The organism is Aurantiacibacter rhizosphaerae (genome assembly GCF_009807005.1).
Taxonomy (GTDB): Bacteria; Pseudomonadota; Alphaproteobacteria; order Sphingomonadales; family Sphingomonadaceae; genus Alteraurantiacibacter; species Alteraurantiacibacter rhizosphaerae.
Map to the genome: position 1 here is coordinate 1,378,646 of NZ_WUBR01000001.1, position 16,820 is coordinate 1,395,465.

Genomic DNA, 16,820 nt, shown 5'->3' on the forward strand with positions numbered 1-16,820 from the left:
GAGCATGGCCGCCTTCCGCAAATGGCGCGGAGCCCTATTCGGCTTCGAAGACTGGGCGTCCGGCGAAATAGGTCGCCGCTACACCCATGTCGAAAATCTGCGGGTCGACCGGCTCCGCCACGGTGCCGCCCAGGATCACGAAGTCGGCCCATTTGCCTGCTGAGATGGAACCGATCTGATCGCCCCAGCTGGTGCTTTGAGCTGGCTCCAGCGTGTAGGCCTTCAGCGCCTGCGCAAAGGTGAGCGCCTGTTCCGAATGCCAAGGCTCACCATCGTTGAACCCGGCGTGGTTGGCCCGGTACATCGCATCGCCAATCTGTTTCAGCGGATCGAGATGTATGGATGTGCTGCCATCCGCGCCGAACATCACCTTGGCGCCGGTATCGATCAGTGATTGCCAGGTATATGCGCGGTCTTCACGGGCCGGTTCTATCCGATCCTCGATATAGGCGACGGCCTTGGTCATGTGATTGGGCGTCATCGATGCCACCACATTCAGTTCGGCGAAGCGGGGCAGGTCTTCCTTGTCCAGCAGCTCCACATGCTCGATCCGCATGGGCAGGTCCGTTGTGCTGGTATCGCGCGCGGCTTCGTAAGCATCAAGGGACGCGCGCACCGCGCCATCTCCGATGGAGTGGATGGCCACCTGGAAACCGCCAGCGGTCAAAGCAGAGACATTCGCGGAAAGCTCCTCCGGCTCCACGAACCAGTTGCCGGTCCAGCCTGGCTGATCGCGATAGGCTTCGAGCAGAACGGCCGTGTGTACGGAAAGAACACCGTCATTGATCAGCTTTACAAACCCCATCTCGAACAGCGGTCCCACGCTGTCTTCGAACCCTGTCGCATCCACCAGTTCGCGCACGCGCTGTTGTTCGTTGCGCAGCTTGGCGATCCTGCCATCCATGTTGCCGGGCTGTCGCATCGGATCGTTGGCCGGATCGAACCCGCCGAAGAAACCGTGCCACATGCGCATCGTCAGGCCGCCCTGCTGCAGCACGTGCAGCCAATCGTCATAGGCTGTCATGTTGTGCATGCCGGTGATGCCAAGGCTGTTGGCGTACTGGATCGCGGCGGGAAGGGAGGCATAGCGTTCCTCATCCGTCTGCCGCGGGATCAGGGCGCGTACCAGATCGACCGCGCCTTCCTTCAGAATGCCGGTGGGTTCCCCCGTTTCGGGATCGACAACGATCTGGCCCCCCGGCGGCACCGGCGTATTGGCAGTAATGCCAGCCATATCGATAACGGCGGAATTCACCCACACGAAATGGCCATCGATATGCGTCAGCACGGTTGGCCGGTCTCCCACGATCGCGTCCAGAAATTCCTTCGTTGGCAGCACATCGTCAATGATGGTGTGATCCCAGTTTCCGCCCAGCAGCCAGTTATCCGCTCCAAGGCGGGAATGTTCGGTGCGCAGCAGGTCTGCCCATTCATCGCGCGACTGCACGTAAAGGTTCAGCCGATTGCTATCGCCGCTGAAATGCGCGTGGGCATCGATGAAGCCTGGCGTAATCGTGTGCCCGCCGGCATCGATCACTTCGGTTTGCGCATCAGCAAGGGAGCGAATTTCCTCACTCGTGCCGATGGCGGTGAACTTGCCATCCTCCACGGCGAAAGCCTGCGCGCGGGGATATTCCTCATCAACCGTGTAGACATCGCCATTCACCACAATGATGTCCGGCCCTGCAAGCGCGGGGCTTGCCAGCAGCAATGCCGCGAGGGAAGTGGAGCCAGCGAATGCGGTTTTGCCCAGACGTCTTTGGAAAGAGCGAGAGGCGATCATGGGTCTTCTCCTTGGTACAGCGGTTATCAGGCGGCTGGTGGCGAATGCCGAACCTCGGATCTCCACCAGATTGTCCGGTCGAGGCTACGTCCCAAGGCCCGCGCAGGATACTCCCCCACAGGGGTTACGCGGCCATATCCGCTGGCCGCCACGCTGGTTGCCTGCGCTGAAAGTGAAGTCAGAACGCCGAAAAAACGCGCGAAAAGCCTTGTGGGTCGCCCCACGTGGTGCGTCATAGGGCTGTCAGCAAAAAAGCGATTGCACACCATGGTATCGAAGGAAGAGGAGAAGTGGGCCAATTTCCACCGGGATTACCGTCCCGCTCTCATCGCATTCTTCCTGCGTCGCACGCATGATTATGCCGAGGCCGAAGACCTCTCGCACGAAGTTTTCATTCGCATTGCCGACAAGGATGATACCGCATTCCGGCAAACCGATGCCTACATATTCCAGGTTGCCGCCAACCTGTTGAGAGATCGCGGCAGGCGCTCCCAAGTGCGCAGCGACTATGCTTCGCGCCAGCGCCTGTCAGACGAATTGGGCATAGATCCGCTCGATCCGCACCGGATCAGCGTGGGGCGGGAATCGCTGGCGTTGCTCACTTCGGCACTGGAAGAATTGCCGGAGCGCACGCGCCAGATTTTCATGCTGTTTCGCTATGAACAAATAGACCAGCGCACGATCGCAGAAAGCTTTGGCATCAGCGTGAGTGCGGTGGAAAAACACGTCCATCGCGCGATGGCGAAACTTATCAAGGCGCTAGGAGAAAAAGCGTGAGGTTGGTCGAGGTCGCAGGTTCCAGCATGACGATAGAGGAACAGGCCAGCGCCTGGTGCATTCGCTTGGCCTCCGGTCATCTGGACCCCGCCGAACAGGCGGAGTTCGACGAATGGATATCTGCCGATGATGCCCATGGCAAAGTGTTCGACCGGGCGCAGATGGCCTGGAGAGGGCTTTCCGCCATTGCCGACAGCCCGGAAATCATTGCCCAGCGTGCCGATGCGCTGGATGCGCTGCGCCGTGCCAATCGCAGTCGGTGGTCACGCAAGGTGCAAGGCAACTGGCAATGGGCCGCGGCGCTGGCGGCCAGCGTTCTGGTCGCGGTCCTCACCGTGTCGCTATGGTCCAATTTCCAGACAAGCGCGGAGGTGCAGCCGGAAGTTTTCGCCACCAATGTCGGCCAGCAGCAGATCGTTACCCTTATCGATGGATCGCGCCTGACACTGGATGCGCAAACCACGGTCACCGTTCTTTATGAGGATGACAGGCGCGTTCTGACGCTGGAGAAAGGCCGCGCCAAGTTTGACGTGGGCAAAGATGCGGATCGCCCCTTCTCGGTAACGGCAGGCGGGCGGACCACTGTGGCGACGGGAACATCGTTCAGCGTGGAACTGCTGCGGCAGGACATGAAGGTCGTGCTTTTTGAAGGGCAGGTGAAGGTCGCCGCTGCCGGCAGTGCCCCTTCTGCCCGATCCGTTACGTTGGCACCGGGAGAGAAGCTGGTTGCCAACCTATCGCCACTGGCGGTGCCCAGGGTTGAGCAGGCCGATCTTCTGGGCGCGAAGGCATGGGAAGACGGCCAGCTTGTTTTCATCGATGAACCGCTGGTGGCGGTGCTGGAACAGGTCAATCGCTATAGCCGCACGAAAATTGAGATCGGTGATGCGCGCGTTTCCGGGATCAGGATCACCGGCGTATTCAATGCAGGGGACAGCCGCGCTTTTCTGGATGCCATCACCGGGCTTTACCCTTTGAAAACGCAGGTCAATTCTGATCGGGTGGTAATTATGTCAAAAATACTTCAAGATTGAAGTGAGGGTCGCCACACATCCTGCGTCTTAGTTAACGTCACCTGGGTGATTGGGAACAAGAAGGGGGAATGAGATGGTAAGTGTGCGCAATCTGTTCATGATGGGATCGGCCATCGCTGCGATATCGGCGCCAATGGAAGTCAGCGCACAGGCGCAGACCTATCAGCTGGATATTCCGGCACAATCACTGGACAGCGCCCTGCGCGCATTTGCCCAGTCCACGCGGCAGCAGATCGTTTTCGATATGGATGCCGTAAGGGGCCGCACCAGCCCTGCGCTGCGCGGCAATTATACGATCAACGATGCCATCGGCATCCTGCTGGCCAATTCCGGGCTTGAGGCTTCGCCGGGAAATTCCGGTGTCTATATCGTCAAACAGAAGGCTTCGCGCCCGGTTGCGCGGATTGCGGCTGCGCAGACCTCTACGCAGGCTTCGACACAGCAGGCCGATGCCGGTCAGGTACGGCAGGCTCCGCCCGCACGCACTGTGGAGCCGACGACGGAAATCGTCGTTACGGCAAGGCGCAGGGATGAATTGCTGACGGGCGTACCTGCATCGATCACCGCCTATTCGTCTGACTTCCTGGAAAAGCAGAACATCCAGACCTTCGCCGATTATGCGACCAAGATCCCGAACGTCACCTTTCAATACGGGCAAGGCTCCGACTTTGCCGCCACGGGTTTCAGCGGTGGCCGCGTCACCACCATTCGCGGCGTCGCGGGCGCGAACACCACGGCCTATTACCTGAACGATACGCCGATCCCCTCCACCGTCAGCCCGCAGACACTGGGGCTGGACCGGATCGAGGTGCTGAAGGGCCCGCAAGGCACGCTGTTCGGCGCAAGTTCGATGGGCGGCAACCTGCGCTTTATCACGCGCAAGCCCTCGCTCACCAAGAACAGCTTCATGGCAGAGGGGCAAATAGGCACGACCAAATCGGGCGGCACCGATTACGGTATAGAGGCGCTTGGCGGCGCCGTGCTGGTGCCCGATGTGATGGCCGTGGATGTCTCGCTTGGTTACACGCGCGAATCCGGGTTTCTTGAGCGCCGCTTCCCCGATCCTGCAGCACCCGACCAGTTTATCACCAAGGATGATCAGGGCCGCAATGATGTCCTCTCCGGATCTGTGGCACTGCGCACGCGGCTGAGCGATAGCTTTGAAGTGACGCTGAATGCGCTGGGCCAGAAGGCCAAGCTGAACGGTTATCCCGCGGCCTACGTACCGCTGCCCGGCTATGCGCCTGTGTCCTACACCCTGACGCGCGACCGCGACATTCAGGAATATTCGAAGGACCGCTGGGGCCTTGCCTCGATCGTGCTCGATTACGAAGGGGATGGCTTCTCCGTCGTTTCTTCCACCAGCTATTTCGCCCGCCGGGTGGAGGAGCAGGAGGACGTGACCGAGGGCACCAATGAATTCCTGGTGGATTTCTTCGAGGTCGATCTGAACAGCGCGCCGTTTACGGGCCTGAACATCATCAAGGACAAGCGCTTCACCCACGAAACGCGCCTGTCTTTTGACGAAGGCGTGCTGATCCCGAACCTGTCTGGCATCGTGGGCGTTTTCCACCAGGAGGATGACCAGACCTTTACGCAGCCGGCCGTGTTCATTCCCGAACTGGCGGATGCCGGTTTCGAACCCGCTTACCTTTCGGATTTCAGCTTTCCGCAGCACGTGGACAACACCGCGGTTTTCGGGGAGCTGTATTACGAGATCCTGCCAAAGCTGACGCTGACCCTTGGCCTGCGCCAGTACTGGATCAAGCAGAAGGCGGACGAATTCCTCAGCCTGGGGTTCTTCAACTCGCCCGAGGGCGACATCACCCCGGCAGAAAGCAACAAACAGTCGGGCCTGGTGCCAAAATTCGTCGCTTCCTATGAAATTGGCGACGGCGGCAATATCTACGCCTCCGTTTCAAAGGGGTTCCGCGTGGGTGGCACCCAGCCAGCGCAGACAGACGATTTCTGCGTGCCGGAATTGAACGCGCTTGGCCTGTCGAAGGATGCCATCGGCAACTTCCAGCCCGATACTCTGTGGAGCTATGAACTGGGCGCAAAGGCCCGGCTGGCTGGCGGCAGGCTGTCTGTATCCTCCGCCGTGTTCCAGATCGACTGGTCCGATGTGCAGCAGACGATCTTCCTGCCCGATTGCAGCATTTCCTTCATCACCAATGCGGGCAAGGCCCGCATTCGCGGTGGTGAGCTGGAGGTTTCGGGGCGGCCCATCGCGTCCGTTCCGCTGACGGTACAGCTGGGCCTTGGCTACACCAATGGCAAGCTGGTGGAGCCCGGCTTCCTGCCGCAATCGCCCAATTCCCGCCTGGCACAGGTGCCGCGCTTCACCGGCACGATCTCCGGCTATTACCGCACGCCTGTCAGCGACAGCGCGGATCTGTTCGCAGCCGCTGACTATTCCTACACAAGCGCCGTGAAGGTGGCGGACAATGTGGGCGGGTTCCTGACACGCCAGCCGTTCAACCTCCTCAACGCGAATATCGGGCTGGGCTTCGATCGTGCAGAGGTGCTGATCTACGGCAAGAACCTGCTCGATAAGCGTCTGAACTTCGGCGATCTCTACGCCAATGGCTTTGAGCGTCAGGAGTTGACCGCAGGCGGCGATGTGCAGCGCCTGCCTCGCGGCGCAGTCAGCCGTCCGCGCGAGATCGGCCTTCAGGTTCGCCTGAACTTCTAAAGCCGCTTCGCGCCTCACCAAGAACGCAGGAGATTTTCGTATGATGAAACTGTCCAAAGCCTGGATGCCGGCCTTCGCCCTGGCCATCGGCGCGGTGGCAGCACCGGCCGTCGCGCATCATTCCTTCGCCATGTTCGATCGCAGCGAGGAAAAGACCATCACCGGCGTCGTGGGCAAATTCGCCTGGACCAATCCGCATGTCATGATCGACATGTCCGTTAAGGACAAACAGGGCAATTCCGCACGGTACCGGATCGAAAGCGCCAGCGTGAATATCCTGATGCGCGAAGGCTGGCGCGTGGGTGCGATCAAGTCCGGCGACAGGATAACCGTGGTCTACAATCCCCTGAAGGATGGGCGCCGTGGCGGTTTGCTGGTGAAGGTGAGGTTGGCCGATGGTACGGTGCTGAATGGGTAGGGCGGCTGTGATCGGCACTGGCATGAAATCACGCCCGTCCTTGCGGCATGCCCTGCTGTGCGGCGGATTGCTGGCGTCCCTTGGCGCGCTGCACATGCCCGTTGCCGTGCAGGCGCATGATGTATCGGCCCATGATGTTTCAGTGGAGCGCGACATCAGCGGCACCTGGGAACGCTATCCTGAAGATTGGGCGGGGCCGGACCCCGATAATCCGATCCCGCCCAATGGTCCGTTCAAACTGAACGAACCCTATGCATCAGCCTATGATGATTTGCAGGAGCGCAAGGCGGCGGCCAATCTTGCCGGCACTCCGCTGGCCAATTCCAGCACGCGCTGCCTGCCCGAAGGCATGCCCACCATCATGGAGGCGATCTATCCGATCCAGATCGTGCAGACAGATGGCCAGGTGATCGTGCTGGCAGAATTTCTCACCCAGACGCGGCGGATATGGCTGAATGATGCGATGCCGCCTGCCGACGAGATTTCGCCGTCTTTCAACGGCCATTCCGTGGCCCGCTGGGAAGGCGATGTGCTGGTGATCGAAACGCAGGGCGTGCGGCCGGATGTAACCTATTACGGCATTCCGCACACCGATGATCTGCGGCTGACCGAGCGCATCCGCAGGGTCGATGAGGAAACGCTGGAAGATCACGTGACAATCCATGACCCCACGGTGTTTGCAGAGCCATACTCCTTCACCCTGACATACAAGAAATCCGATTACCGGATCAGCGAATACATCTGCGAAAACAATCAGATAGAGGTCAGCGATGATGGCGGGTCATATCTTGATCTGGGAGAGGAAGACTACTGAGATGACGAAAAAAGTACTGCAACGGCTGGGCCGCACGTCGATAATGATCGCCGCGTCCGCGCTGTATTTCTCCGCCCCTGCCATGGCGGAGGTTCCGCCCATGCCGCATGTGGTACCCGTGCCGCCGTCTGGTATCGCCCCGCTGTCCTCAGCAAGCCGGGAAGGCACCGAATATATCGACCTTGAAGCTGCGGGGTATGAGGAGGAGGAATATTATCTCTCCGGCATTGCCCCGGCGATCACGGCCGAGGGTGAAACCCTGTTCGATGCGCCTTACACCACGCGCATTCTGGTGCGCAGGCCAAAGGATCCAGACCGCTTCAACGGCACGGTGATTATCGAGCCGTTCACATGGTTCGGCGAACGCGGGGCAAGCTGGATCCTGACGCGCGAATATCTGCTGCGCCAGGGATATGCCTATGTCGGCTACACGCTGAACATCAACAAGCCGGAGCAGGACCCGAAGTTTCTGCCGACCGATTTGCCAAAGGACATCGCGCGCTATGTCGGCATCGTGAATTTCGAATTCATGCGTGACTTCGATTATTCGCGCTATTCCCCGCTCGGCTTCTATTTCGATCCTGACCGTTTCAAACGCGGCGAGTTCGTCGATCCCTTCGTGCCGCAATCGCAGGGTGTGGGGGCGCAACTGGCCTATCTGCTGAAATCCAACGATCCTGACGGGCCATTGGCGGGCCTTCAGGTTGATCGCGTATATGTGAACAGCTGGGCCGTTACCGCGCAGGTATGGATGGATTACCTTGATCAGGGCCGTCACCAGCAGTGGAGAATGCCGGACGGCAGCGCCCTGATCGATGCCTATATGACGGGGCGCATGTCCTTTGGCGAGGTGGGCGGCGAAGTGATCCGCGTGCCCGAACACATGCCGGAAGACGCGCCTTTCGTCACCATCTTCACCCAGTCTGAATTGCGATACAACGCGGTGAATGCGATCCCGCTGCCCGCCGATACAGACAGCCCGAAACTGCGCCATTACGAAATCCCCGGCACGCCGCACCTGCGCCCGGAGGATGTAGGCACCGGAGAGATCGAGCCGATGCCAGTCGACGTGGGCAAGGAAGACGATCCGCGCTGCAACACGCTTTATAACGAGCCGGTGGAAATCGTCGCTTCGGCCCTGCTGGATGGCATGGACAAGTGGGTGCGCGATGGCACGCCGATGCCGAAATCACCGCGCGTGGAGCGTAGCGAGGATGACATCGTAAGAGATGCCACCACCGGCAATGCCATCGGCGGCGTGAGGCTGCCATGGGTGGCGGCGCCGTCCGCCGTCTATCTGGTGGAGGAGGAGACGAACTGCGGTCTCGCCTATGACACCAAGACGCCCTATTCAGCGCAGCGGCTGCGCGAAATGTACGGAAGCTACGCCAATTACCGCGCGCAGTATGAGGCTGCAAAGGCCGAGGCAGTGGCGCAGGGCTATATCCTGCCTCACGATGCCGCTTTCCTTCAAACTATCGCCACGCCGGAAGACTTCACGGGCGAAGGCGACTGAGATGCAGGCGTTCGGCCCGGCGAAGCGAAGTGATCGCTAGCCGTGGCCGAACCACAGGCGCGACATGACGGGATCGAAGATGCTGGGGTTAAGCTCGCGTGCCTTTTTCGCAGCAGCCTTCGATGCCTTGTCATTACCCAGCATCTCTTCCGCTTCGGACAGACGCGCGTAAAGCGGGGCGCTGCGCCAGCCTTGTGCCTCCGCCTCCAGCAGATGCGCGCGGGCCTGTGCCGGATCGCCCGTCTCCAGCAGCGCCTCCGCCACGAGGATATGGGCATCGCCATATGGCCGGTGCGACAGGTTCTCTCGCGCAAGGCGCAGGGCCCGTTGCGGATCGCCGAAGGCCAACTCGTTCTCGAAAGTATGAGCCGTATAGGCCAGCGGCATGGCCTTGGCGCGTGCGCGCCAGATTGCCGTGGATCGCTGCGTCAGCTGGTCTGCCGCCTGCGTATCGCCCTGTGCCAGATATAGCGACGCGGCTGCATCCAGCGCCTGGGGATCGCCATATTCGCGCGCAATGCGCTCCTGCACCGCGATAGCATCGTCGAAATCGCCCGCGACGCCCTGCGCCTCTGCGATATAAAGCTGGGTCAGCCAGTGACCCGGAAACAGCCTGTCGGCCTGCCAGAACCGTTCTGCCGCGGCTTCGAAATTGCCGCGCGCACTCTCGATCATGCCGATCTGCAAAGCATAGGAGGCAAGTCCGCGCGGGGTGCGCAGGCTGTCTCGCCGGGCAGCCTTGCCAACCAGTTCGATAGCCTCGTCAAACCGGCCTTGTGACCGGGCGAGGAGAGCCTGCCGGATGGCAGTGCCCGATGTCGGCAATATCGCATCGGCAGCGGTGTAGGCGCTGGCAGCGCCTGCCATATTGCCGCGGTAAAATTCTATATCGCCCCGCAATGCCACGGCCTCCGCCCGTTCTGCGGGGGAGGGGGCAACGGCCACTTTTTCAAGGCGGTCCAGCTGCATTTCTGCTGCTGCCAGATCATGTCCCGCCATGGCAATCTCTGCCGCGGTGAGGATCGGGCCGGACGCGGCGGGAGCAAGGTCTTGCGCCATCGCCAGATTGTTTCTGGCCAGGGCCAGCCTCTCCGGGTCGGCCGTCATCTTGAAGCGGGCAAGCTCTGCGCGCGCCAGGCCTTCGCGGGGGAGCCATTGATCGGGCGCATTGGCCACCCTCTCTCTGGCAAGGGCAAGCTGGCGATCGGATGCCGCCAGTTCCTGATCAAAATTGTCGGGACCGAAGCCGGCAGAGGGGAGTGCCACAGCGGCGGTGGCCGTTTCGCCACCGCTCCACATAACCTCGGCCCCGACAATAGCGAGAACCGCCGCCCCTGAAAGCGCAAGCGCGCGCGGCGCTACACCCTTCCAGAAGCCGCGACCCTCGGCGGTTGCGGCGGAATCAGCCCCTGTTGCGCCGCCGGCAACCATCAGCTCGGCATCGCGCAGGGGGTAAGGCCTGCGTTGGTCAGATCGTCTGCCAGAGCCTCTGTCAGTCCGGTAAGCTGCTGCGCGAGTTCGGGGACGAAGGTCTCGTTCGCATCATCTTGCGGACTGGCATCATTGTATGGGATCTTCTGATCCGAACCGATCAGAACGGTGGCAACCGCGGGCATGCCCATGCGATCGACCCGCTCATATGCCGCGGGGGCATCGGTCCTGAAGGTGAAGGTGGTCCCGCTGGTGGATGCCAGGGGCGGAGAACCCTGTGGCGCAGCCAGGAAGGGGAAGCCGCTGCGGAATGCCACATCGTTTTCCGGTGGATTGAGCGGGATGTTGGCGAAGGTCAGCGGGCTGTGCTCCATCAGATCCAGGAAAATCACCGCCAGCGTCACGTCGATCACCGGATCGCTCAGCAATCGGCCATTGGGGAAGCCTGCATCGGCACCAAGGTTGATCGTCAGCGTATCGGGGATCACCGCATCGGCGACGGTAAAGCCGCCGGTGCCGGGGATTTCCTGCTGCAGACAGGGGCCGACATCGAAGCTTGCCGATGTGGGCGTGGGTGTGGGCGTTGGAGTGGGTGTTGGCATCACGACCATATCGTCGTCATCGTCATCACCGTCGAAACAGCCCGGCAGCATGGTGAGGGCAACAAAGGCCGGAGCCAGTGCGATTGCGCGAAGGCACCGTGTGTTGGCAAAAGTCATTACAGCTGTCCTCCAAAGCGTGCGGTTTCGGCCCAGACGTCCACCAGATTGTCGCCGTTGGCGATCCGGTCGAGCGGGATGGAGATGACGATGGCCGTCAGGTTCTGCCCGGCGAAGAAATCGCGGTCGGCCATGAAGCTGAGATCGCCTGTATCCTTGGTTTCCATGAAACCCTGAAGGTCGAAGAAGAAGGGATCGTCGAACAGGCCGGCGCGAACCATCACGCCATCCTTGGTGAGATCCTTTTCGACAGACCCCACGATGTTACCGGTGACGCCCGGCACATTGGAAACCTGCACGCCAAACTCGTCCGTCATCGCGCCCCTGCCAAAGCGGACGCGGATGGGAATTTCCGTATCGACACGGCTACCGGCGTTGGAAATGTTGATCTGGTAAAGAACGTCAGGATCATAGGTCGCCGGCTCGTCCGTCGCCTGCGGGCCGGAGAAGGTCAGTACCATGTTGAACTTGTCGTCCGTGTGCCATGCGAAGATATCGGCGATGTCTGCGGCGCGATCCGGCGTGCTGTCCACGCTTGGGTCCGTGCGGCCCGGCGGATCAAGGTGATCGGCTGCTGTCAGGCCGAGGCCCGGCAGGATCTGCGTAGCGCCGATGGCAAGAACAAGCCCCGCCGCACCCGCCATTAATTTGGCATTTCTTCTCATGAATGACCTCCCGATGTGCCGCGCCCGATGACGCTGGTGAACGGATTCTTCGATCGCGTTCATTCACCAGTACGAAAGGATTTGCTGAGCGGATTTCGATGCGGTGAAATTTTTTGCCCAAAGGTGGGCCGCAGGTACGCATCGCTGGTCAGGAACCAATCTTTGTGCCAGAGAATTGGTTGATATGGCCGATACCGATCCCGACCGGCTTCTTGCTGAACAGCTGAAGCACATCGCGCGGCGGGACCTTTCGGTTTTCCCGGAGTTCTACAGCGCGACCTCCGGAAGGCTTTTTGCAAACATTCTTGGCATTGTGAAAAACCGCGAAGCTGCGGAAGACGTATTACAAGAAACATATATCAAGATTCTAAATCGATCGGGTGCGTTTGATCGTGATCGGGGAAAGCCGTGGCCGTGGCTTATCCTGATGGCGCGCAATACGGCGATCGATCGCATCAGGGCGCGCGGCAGGCGAGACAATCTGGATGGCGAGAAATATCTGATCGCTATCGAGGAGGACGAGCAGAAGCCGCTGGATGAAGCCCTGGCAACGCAAACTGAAGGCAAGCGCGCAATGGAAGAAGTGAGCAAATATGATGCTGCCTCCACCGATTGCATTCGCGCGGCATTTTACGATGGCCTGACCTATTCCGAAATCGCCGAGCGGGAAAATCTCCCCCTCGGCACCGTGAAAAGCCGCATCCGGCGCGGCATCAAACATTTGAAGTCAAAAATGGATCGATGACTGACAGCACTCGCCTTGATGCGGAACGCGCCCTGCTTGCAGCCGAGTATGCTCTCGGCCTGCTGGAAGGTTCTGCGCGTGCCCAGTGTGAGGAGCTGTATGCTGTCGACCCTGCCTTTGCCGCTGAAGTCGATCGCTGGATCGAGGAGGCAGATGGCTGGGGCGACGGGGAGCATGATGCTGGACCGTCGGAAGAAAGCTACGCCCGCATTGCCGCTGCTGTCGGCCTGAATGATGAGGGCGGTGCTGTCAGCCCGGAGCATGAGCCTGCGCCTGTTGCAGCAAATGATCCGGGCCTGTGGCGTCCGCTGGCAATTGCTGCTTCGCTGGCGGCGGTGGTGTTCGCCAGCCTGTGGCTGCTGGATAGCCCCGCGCAGCAGGATTACCCTTCGCAGCAGGACAGGCCCATTGCGGACGCGCAGGTTCCGCCGATGCCCGACAGGCAAGAGCAGTTCAGCGTTGCGCAGATCAGTTCTGACGATACGACATCGCTAGTGTCCGCCCTGTATGACACCGATACCGGCACGTTATATGTGAAGCTGTCCGACATTCCCGATGCAGAGCGTGTGCCGCAATTGTGGCTGCTGGACAGCAATGGCACGCCGCGTTCGCTGGGCTTTGGCACGCGCGACGCGAGCACGCCGATCACGCTTTCGGCAGACCTGCGACAAATCGCCGATGAGGGCGGCGTTCTGGCGATCTCGCTGGAGCAGCCGGCGGCCGTGCCGCATGAAACGCCAAGCGACGTGTTGGGCGCTGCGCAGTTCGCCAGCCTGGATATCGCGCGCTAAATTCGTCGGGCGGCTAGGCCTGCCGGTTTCAGCTATTCCTGCAGGAAATCGTCCCTGGTCCCCAGATACTCCAGAAATGCCGGGCCAACGCCTTGCGATTGCAGATATTCCGACGTCACCGGCAGATCGGGAGAGGTGAAGCCCGGCTCCTCCATTACGCGCCGTGCAAAATCGTGGTTCAGGATGGCCGCGCGGCCCACCAGCACGAAATCCGCACCCTTGGCCATCGCAGCCTCTGCATCGCCTCGGTTGCTGATCTTTCCCGCCACGCCCAACGCAACCTTGTCTCGCGGCAGGCTGCCGAAGATGTCCAGCAGGTCCTTGTCGCCAAAGCGGTCATCCTCCGGCTTCTTGAACACATTCCATAGTGACATATCGAGATAGTCTACCGTCTCCTGCAACAGGATCTGCGCCGCCAGATCGCGGATTTCGCCAAGGTCCTGCCCAAAGCGTTCTGGTGACAAGCGAACGCCCAGCTGGAAATCGGGGCGGCAGGCGCTGCGAATGCCATCGATCACTTCCAGCAACAGCCGCGCGCGGTTTTCCGGGGAGCCGCCATAGCGATCCGTCCTGCGGTTCAGTTCGCGTGAGAGGAAGGCGCTGAGCAGATAGCCATGCGCCCCGTGAATCTCCACGCCATCGAACCCGGCCCGTTCTGCGCGCACCGCCGCAGCGATGAAATTGTCGCGCACGGCCTCAACCTCATGCAAGGTCAGGGCGCGGCTGGCCACGTCCTCGGCAGCGGACGGCCCGACAGGCACGCCCACCAGATCAGCCGGAGAGCGCAGGCCCCCGTGGTGCAGTTGCACCGAGGAGACGGCACCGCGGCTGCGGATGGCATCTGCCAGCCGGGTAAGCCCCTCCAGATGCAGCGCGTCATCGAAGATGCCAAGCTGGCCGGCAAAGCCCTGGCCCTGCGGTTCCACATGGGCAGCCGCCGTCATCACCATGCTGAAACCGCCATCGGCGCGCATCGTCAACCAATTAATCTCATCGTCCGAAAGCGCGCCATTTGCGTGGCTTTGCATATTGGTCATCGGGGCCAGCGCGATGCGGTGGCTCCACACTGGCCCGCGCGGCAGATGGAGCGGCTGTGTAATCGCGCTCTTCCGGTTCATGACATTATCCAACCCGATGGTTCGCAAGCATACTTTGGCACATGCGAATAGACGTGCGGTGATCCGCGTCAACCGTCATCGGCGCCGCAGCGATGCACGCCATGCGAACCATCAGGGGTGAAAGAGGCCGGTCAGGCCAGCGTCACGTCGATGAAGGTCTTGTGCGGCGTATAATCATCCACCGCGCAGGCATATGTCACGCTGCCATCGTCATTCTCGTCAACAATCTCGAAGCCCAGACGGGTGTAGAAATCGGCGACCATGGCGTTGCGATCGGTTGGGATATAGGTGGCCCTGATGGTCTCCACGCCCGCCAGCGCTGCGGTTTCGAACAGGCTGTTCATCACGCATTGCTCCACGCCGCGTTCCAGCACGCGGCACGATTGCAGCCAGCTGTCGATTGACCATTCGGCCCCGTCCTTGCGAACGATAACCACGCCGATCATCCCGTGCGCTGCAAACTTGTCCTCCAGCCGTACCTGCCATCCCAGCAGATCGGGATCGTCCTCCATCTTCCTGACATCCTCCTCGCCATAACGGCGGGTGGTGAGGTTGAACTGGTTGGACTTGTTGATCAGCTGGGTGATCCGGCTGCGCCCGGCATCATCGAAGGGGGCAATCGTCATACGCATGCCAAGCGATGTCAGGTAATCGTCGTAATTGCCGATTTTTGCGCGGATTTCCGCTGCCGCCGCGCGCCCGCCATAGCTTTCTGCGCGAGAGATATCCTCCGTGTTCAGCGGCAGGTGATCGAACAGGCCGGATTGCGCAATACGCTCTATGTAAAAGGACGGATCGTCGCCCACTTCGATGGTGGAAACCAGCGGCAATTCCTGCCGAACACGCTCCCGCTCTGCGGCGTTGTCATCGATGAAAACGAAAGATTCCAGGCCAAGGCTGAGCGTTTCGGCGATGGACTTGATGTTGGTTGCCTTGTCGCTCCAATTGGCCTGAAACACCGCGACGTGATCTTCCTTGATCACCATTTCGGAGTGGTTGCGAAACGGCTCCCGCGCGATTTCATCGGTGTTCTTGGAACATACGGCCAGCACCACGCCCCGCTTGCGCAGGGTGATGATGAAGTTCTGGAACGCGACGAAAGCCTCACCCTCCGGCGAGTTCTGGCCCAGCCGGATACCGGCCAGCCCATCATCGCCGATCACGCCGCCCCATAATGTGTTGTCCAGATCAAGCACCAGACCGCGCGCGGCCTTGCCCTTCATCGCTGCCAGCACGCCGGCGATGGAATCCGCGGCCAGCGGGCACACGTCCACGCTGAAAGGGATCTTTGCCGCATGATAGCGCACGGGGTCCAGCCAATTTTCCATGCCGACCCGGCTGGCAAGGGCAGCCTGATCCCACAGCAGCCAGCGGCCCTGCATCGCGCCTTCGGCCAGCATCAAATTCATGCACTGCCTAAAACGCGCGCTGGAGCCGGGTGTTGCCAGCTCTGCGGAGGAAACCTGCAAGGCGGCAGGAAGCGTGGCGAAAATGACCTGGCAGCCGGTCTTGTCCTTGGCCGCCGCAGCCAGCGCGGTGACGAGGTTTTCCGCATCGGCCAGCGCTTCATCCTCCGCGGCCTGATCCAGCATCGGCCGCTCACTGGCAAAGGCGCTTTCATCCAGCACCACCAGCAGGGCATCCAGCGCGCAGCCAAAGCAATCGGCGGGCGAAAAGGCGAAACTTGCCACGCTGTCGTAAGGGGCTTCGACGGACGAAATACTCAAACCCCGCGCCAAGCCTGCCGCAGCCAGCGGGGCGGGCAGATAGCTGAGCGTGCGAGAACCCAGCAGCCCCAGCCTTACCGGCGTGAACTGTGAATTGGGAAAGTCGGCCTTCTGCAGCTTCTTCGCCAGCCGCTCCGTCCGCAATTGTTCGCGCATACCCAGCTGCTGGTTGGCCAGGGTCTTTACTGCGACATAATCCGGCTCTGCACCGCCTGCCAGAACGGCCTCGATCTCTGCCAGACGGTCTGCCCAGTCGTTGGCCAGGGGAGGGCGCCAGGGGAAGTTCAAGGATGTCATCCCTTCTGCTTCGCCGCCGCGTTCACCAGGTCACCCAGGTTCTTGAAACCCTGCATCTCGGATGTGCTGAAATGAACGCCCAGTTCCATCTCGATCATCACCATCAGCCGCACGTGGGAAAGGCTGTCCCACTGTGCGACATCGTCTGCCGTGGTTTCCATGGTGACGGGGCCGTCATACTCATCGAACAGGTCCCTGATGATTTGCGTAACCTGTTCAAGAATGGCCTGTGGGTCCGACATGAAATTATCCTTTTTGCTGAAAGTTCTGGAGCGCATCAATCATTAGGC

At 60.7% G+C, this 16,820-nt stretch carries 15 protein-coding genes; 8 read left to right on the forward strand and 7 right to left on the reverse strand.

The window, feature by feature from the left end:
* Positions 1-34: 34 nt before the first annotated feature.
* Positions 35-1,783, reverse strand: coding sequence for an amidohydrolase (locus tag GRF63_RS06505; RefSeq protein ID WP_160485113.1), 1,749 nt, complete (start codon positions 1,781-1,783; stop codon positions 35-37).
* 267 nt (positions 1,784-2,050) lie between these two features.
* Between GRF63_RS06505 and GRF63_RS06510 the strand changes: the two genes are divergently transcribed.
* The 6 genes from GRF63_RS06510 (at position 2,051) to GRF63_RS06535 (ending at position 9,037) form a co-directional block, all read left to right on the forward strand.
* The gene (locus GRF63_RS06510; RefSeq protein ID WP_160485114.1) at positions 2,051-2,560 is read left to right on the forward strand and encodes an RNA polymerase sigma factor; all 510 of its coding nucleotides are present in this window, start codon (positions 2,051-2,053) and stop codon (positions 2,558-2,560) included.
* Positions 2,557-3,594 (forward strand): FecR domain-containing protein, encoded by a 1,038-nt coding sequence (locus tag GRF63_RS06515; protein WP_160485115.1) that lies wholly within the window; start codon positions 2,557-2,559, stop codon positions 3,592-3,594. Before GRF63_RS06510 ends, GRF63_RS06515 begins: the two co-directional genes overlap by 4 nt.
* 73 nt (positions 3,595-3,667) lie before the next feature.
* Complete coding sequence (locus GRF63_RS06520) at positions 3,668-6,289, forward strand: TonB-dependent receptor (protein WP_160485116.1); 2,622 nt, start codon at positions 3,668-3,670, stop codon at positions 6,287-6,289.
* A 40-nt stretch (positions 6,290-6,329) separates the two neighbouring features.
* Positions 6,330-6,707 carry a DUF6152 family protein gene (locus GRF63_RS06525; protein WP_160485117.1) on the forward strand — a complete coding sequence of 126 codons (378 nt, stop codon included), beginning with the start codon at positions 6,330-6,332 and terminating at the stop codon, positions 6,705-6,707.
* A gap of 7 nt (positions 6,708-6,714) precedes the next feature.
* On the forward strand, positions 6,715-7,521 hold the full coding sequence (locus GRF63_RS06530) for a hypothetical protein (RefSeq protein WP_202131575.1): 807 nt from the start codon (positions 6,715-6,717) through the stop codon (positions 7,519-7,521).
* Between the two features lies 1 nt (position 7,522).
* The gene (locus GRF63_RS06535) at positions 7,523-9,037 is read left to right on the forward strand and encodes an alpha/beta hydrolase domain-containing protein (protein WP_237392311.1); all 1,515 of its coding nucleotides are present in this window, start codon (positions 7,523-7,525) and stop codon (positions 9,035-9,037) included.
* 36 nt (positions 9,038-9,073) lie between these two features.
* On the opposite strand, the gene GRF63_RS06540 is transcribed toward GRF63_RS06535, so the two are convergent.
* Genes GRF63_RS06540 through GRF63_RS06550 form a run of 3 tightly spaced genes read right to left on the reverse strand, consistent with a single transcriptional unit; the run spans position 9,074 to position 11,852 of the window.
* Positions 9,074-10,468 (reverse strand): tetratricopeptide repeat protein, encoded by a 1,395-nt coding sequence (locus GRF63_RS06540; RefSeq protein ID WP_160485118.1) that lies wholly within the window; start codon positions 10,466-10,468, stop codon positions 9,074-9,076.
* Entirely contained in the window at positions 10,468-11,187 is a 720-nt protein-coding gene (locus GRF63_RS06545; protein ID WP_160485119.1) for a DUF4331 family protein, read from the reverse strand. The genes GRF63_RS06540 and GRF63_RS06545 overlap by 1 nt, the downstream gene beginning before the upstream one ends.
* On the reverse strand, positions 11,187-11,852 hold the full coding sequence (locus tag GRF63_RS06550) for a DUF4331 family protein (RefSeq protein ID WP_160485120.1): 666 nt from the start codon (positions 11,850-11,852) through the stop codon (positions 11,187-11,189). The genes GRF63_RS06545 and GRF63_RS06550 overlap by 1 nt, the downstream gene beginning before the upstream one ends.
* Positions 11,853-12,036: 184 nt before the next feature.
* Here GRF63_RS06550 and GRF63_RS06555 point away from each other — a divergent pair, with 184 nt between their 5' ends.
* Positions 12,037-12,597: a sigma-70 family RNA polymerase sigma factor gene (locus GRF63_RS06555; RefSeq protein WP_160485121.1), complete on the forward strand. Its 561-nt coding sequence runs from the start codon at positions 12,037-12,039 to the stop codon at positions 12,595-12,597.
* Positions 12,594-13,388: an anti-sigma factor gene (locus tag GRF63_RS06560; RefSeq protein ID WP_160485122.1), complete on the forward strand. Its 795-nt coding sequence runs from the start codon at positions 12,594-12,596 to the stop codon at positions 13,386-13,388. Before GRF63_RS06555 ends, GRF63_RS06560 begins: the two co-directional genes overlap by 4 nt.
* A gap of 32 nt (positions 13,389-13,420) precedes the next feature.
* Here GRF63_RS06560 and GRF63_RS06565 read toward each other — a convergent pair whose 3' ends face one another.
* The 3 genes from GRF63_RS06565 to GRF63_RS06575 form a co-directional block, all read right to left on the reverse strand.
* Positions 13,421-14,506 carry an NADH:flavin oxidoreductase gene (locus GRF63_RS06565; RefSeq protein WP_160485123.1) on the reverse strand — a complete coding sequence of 362 codons (1,086 nt, stop codon included), beginning with the start codon at positions 14,504-14,506 and terminating at the stop codon, positions 13,421-13,423.
* A gap of 131 nt (positions 14,507-14,637) precedes the next feature.
* Positions 14,638-16,530 (reverse strand): HAD-IIIC family phosphatase, encoded by a 1,893-nt coding sequence (locus GRF63_RS06570; RefSeq protein WP_160485124.1) that lies wholly within the window; start codon positions 16,528-16,530, stop codon positions 14,638-14,640.
* Positions 16,527-16,772: an acyl carrier protein gene (locus tag GRF63_RS06575; RefSeq protein WP_160485125.1), complete on the reverse strand. Its 246-nt coding sequence runs from the start codon at positions 16,770-16,772 to the stop codon at positions 16,527-16,529. Before GRF63_RS06575 ends, GRF63_RS06570 begins: the two co-directional genes overlap by 4 nt.
* Between the last annotated feature and the right edge of the window lie 48 nt (positions 16,773-16,820).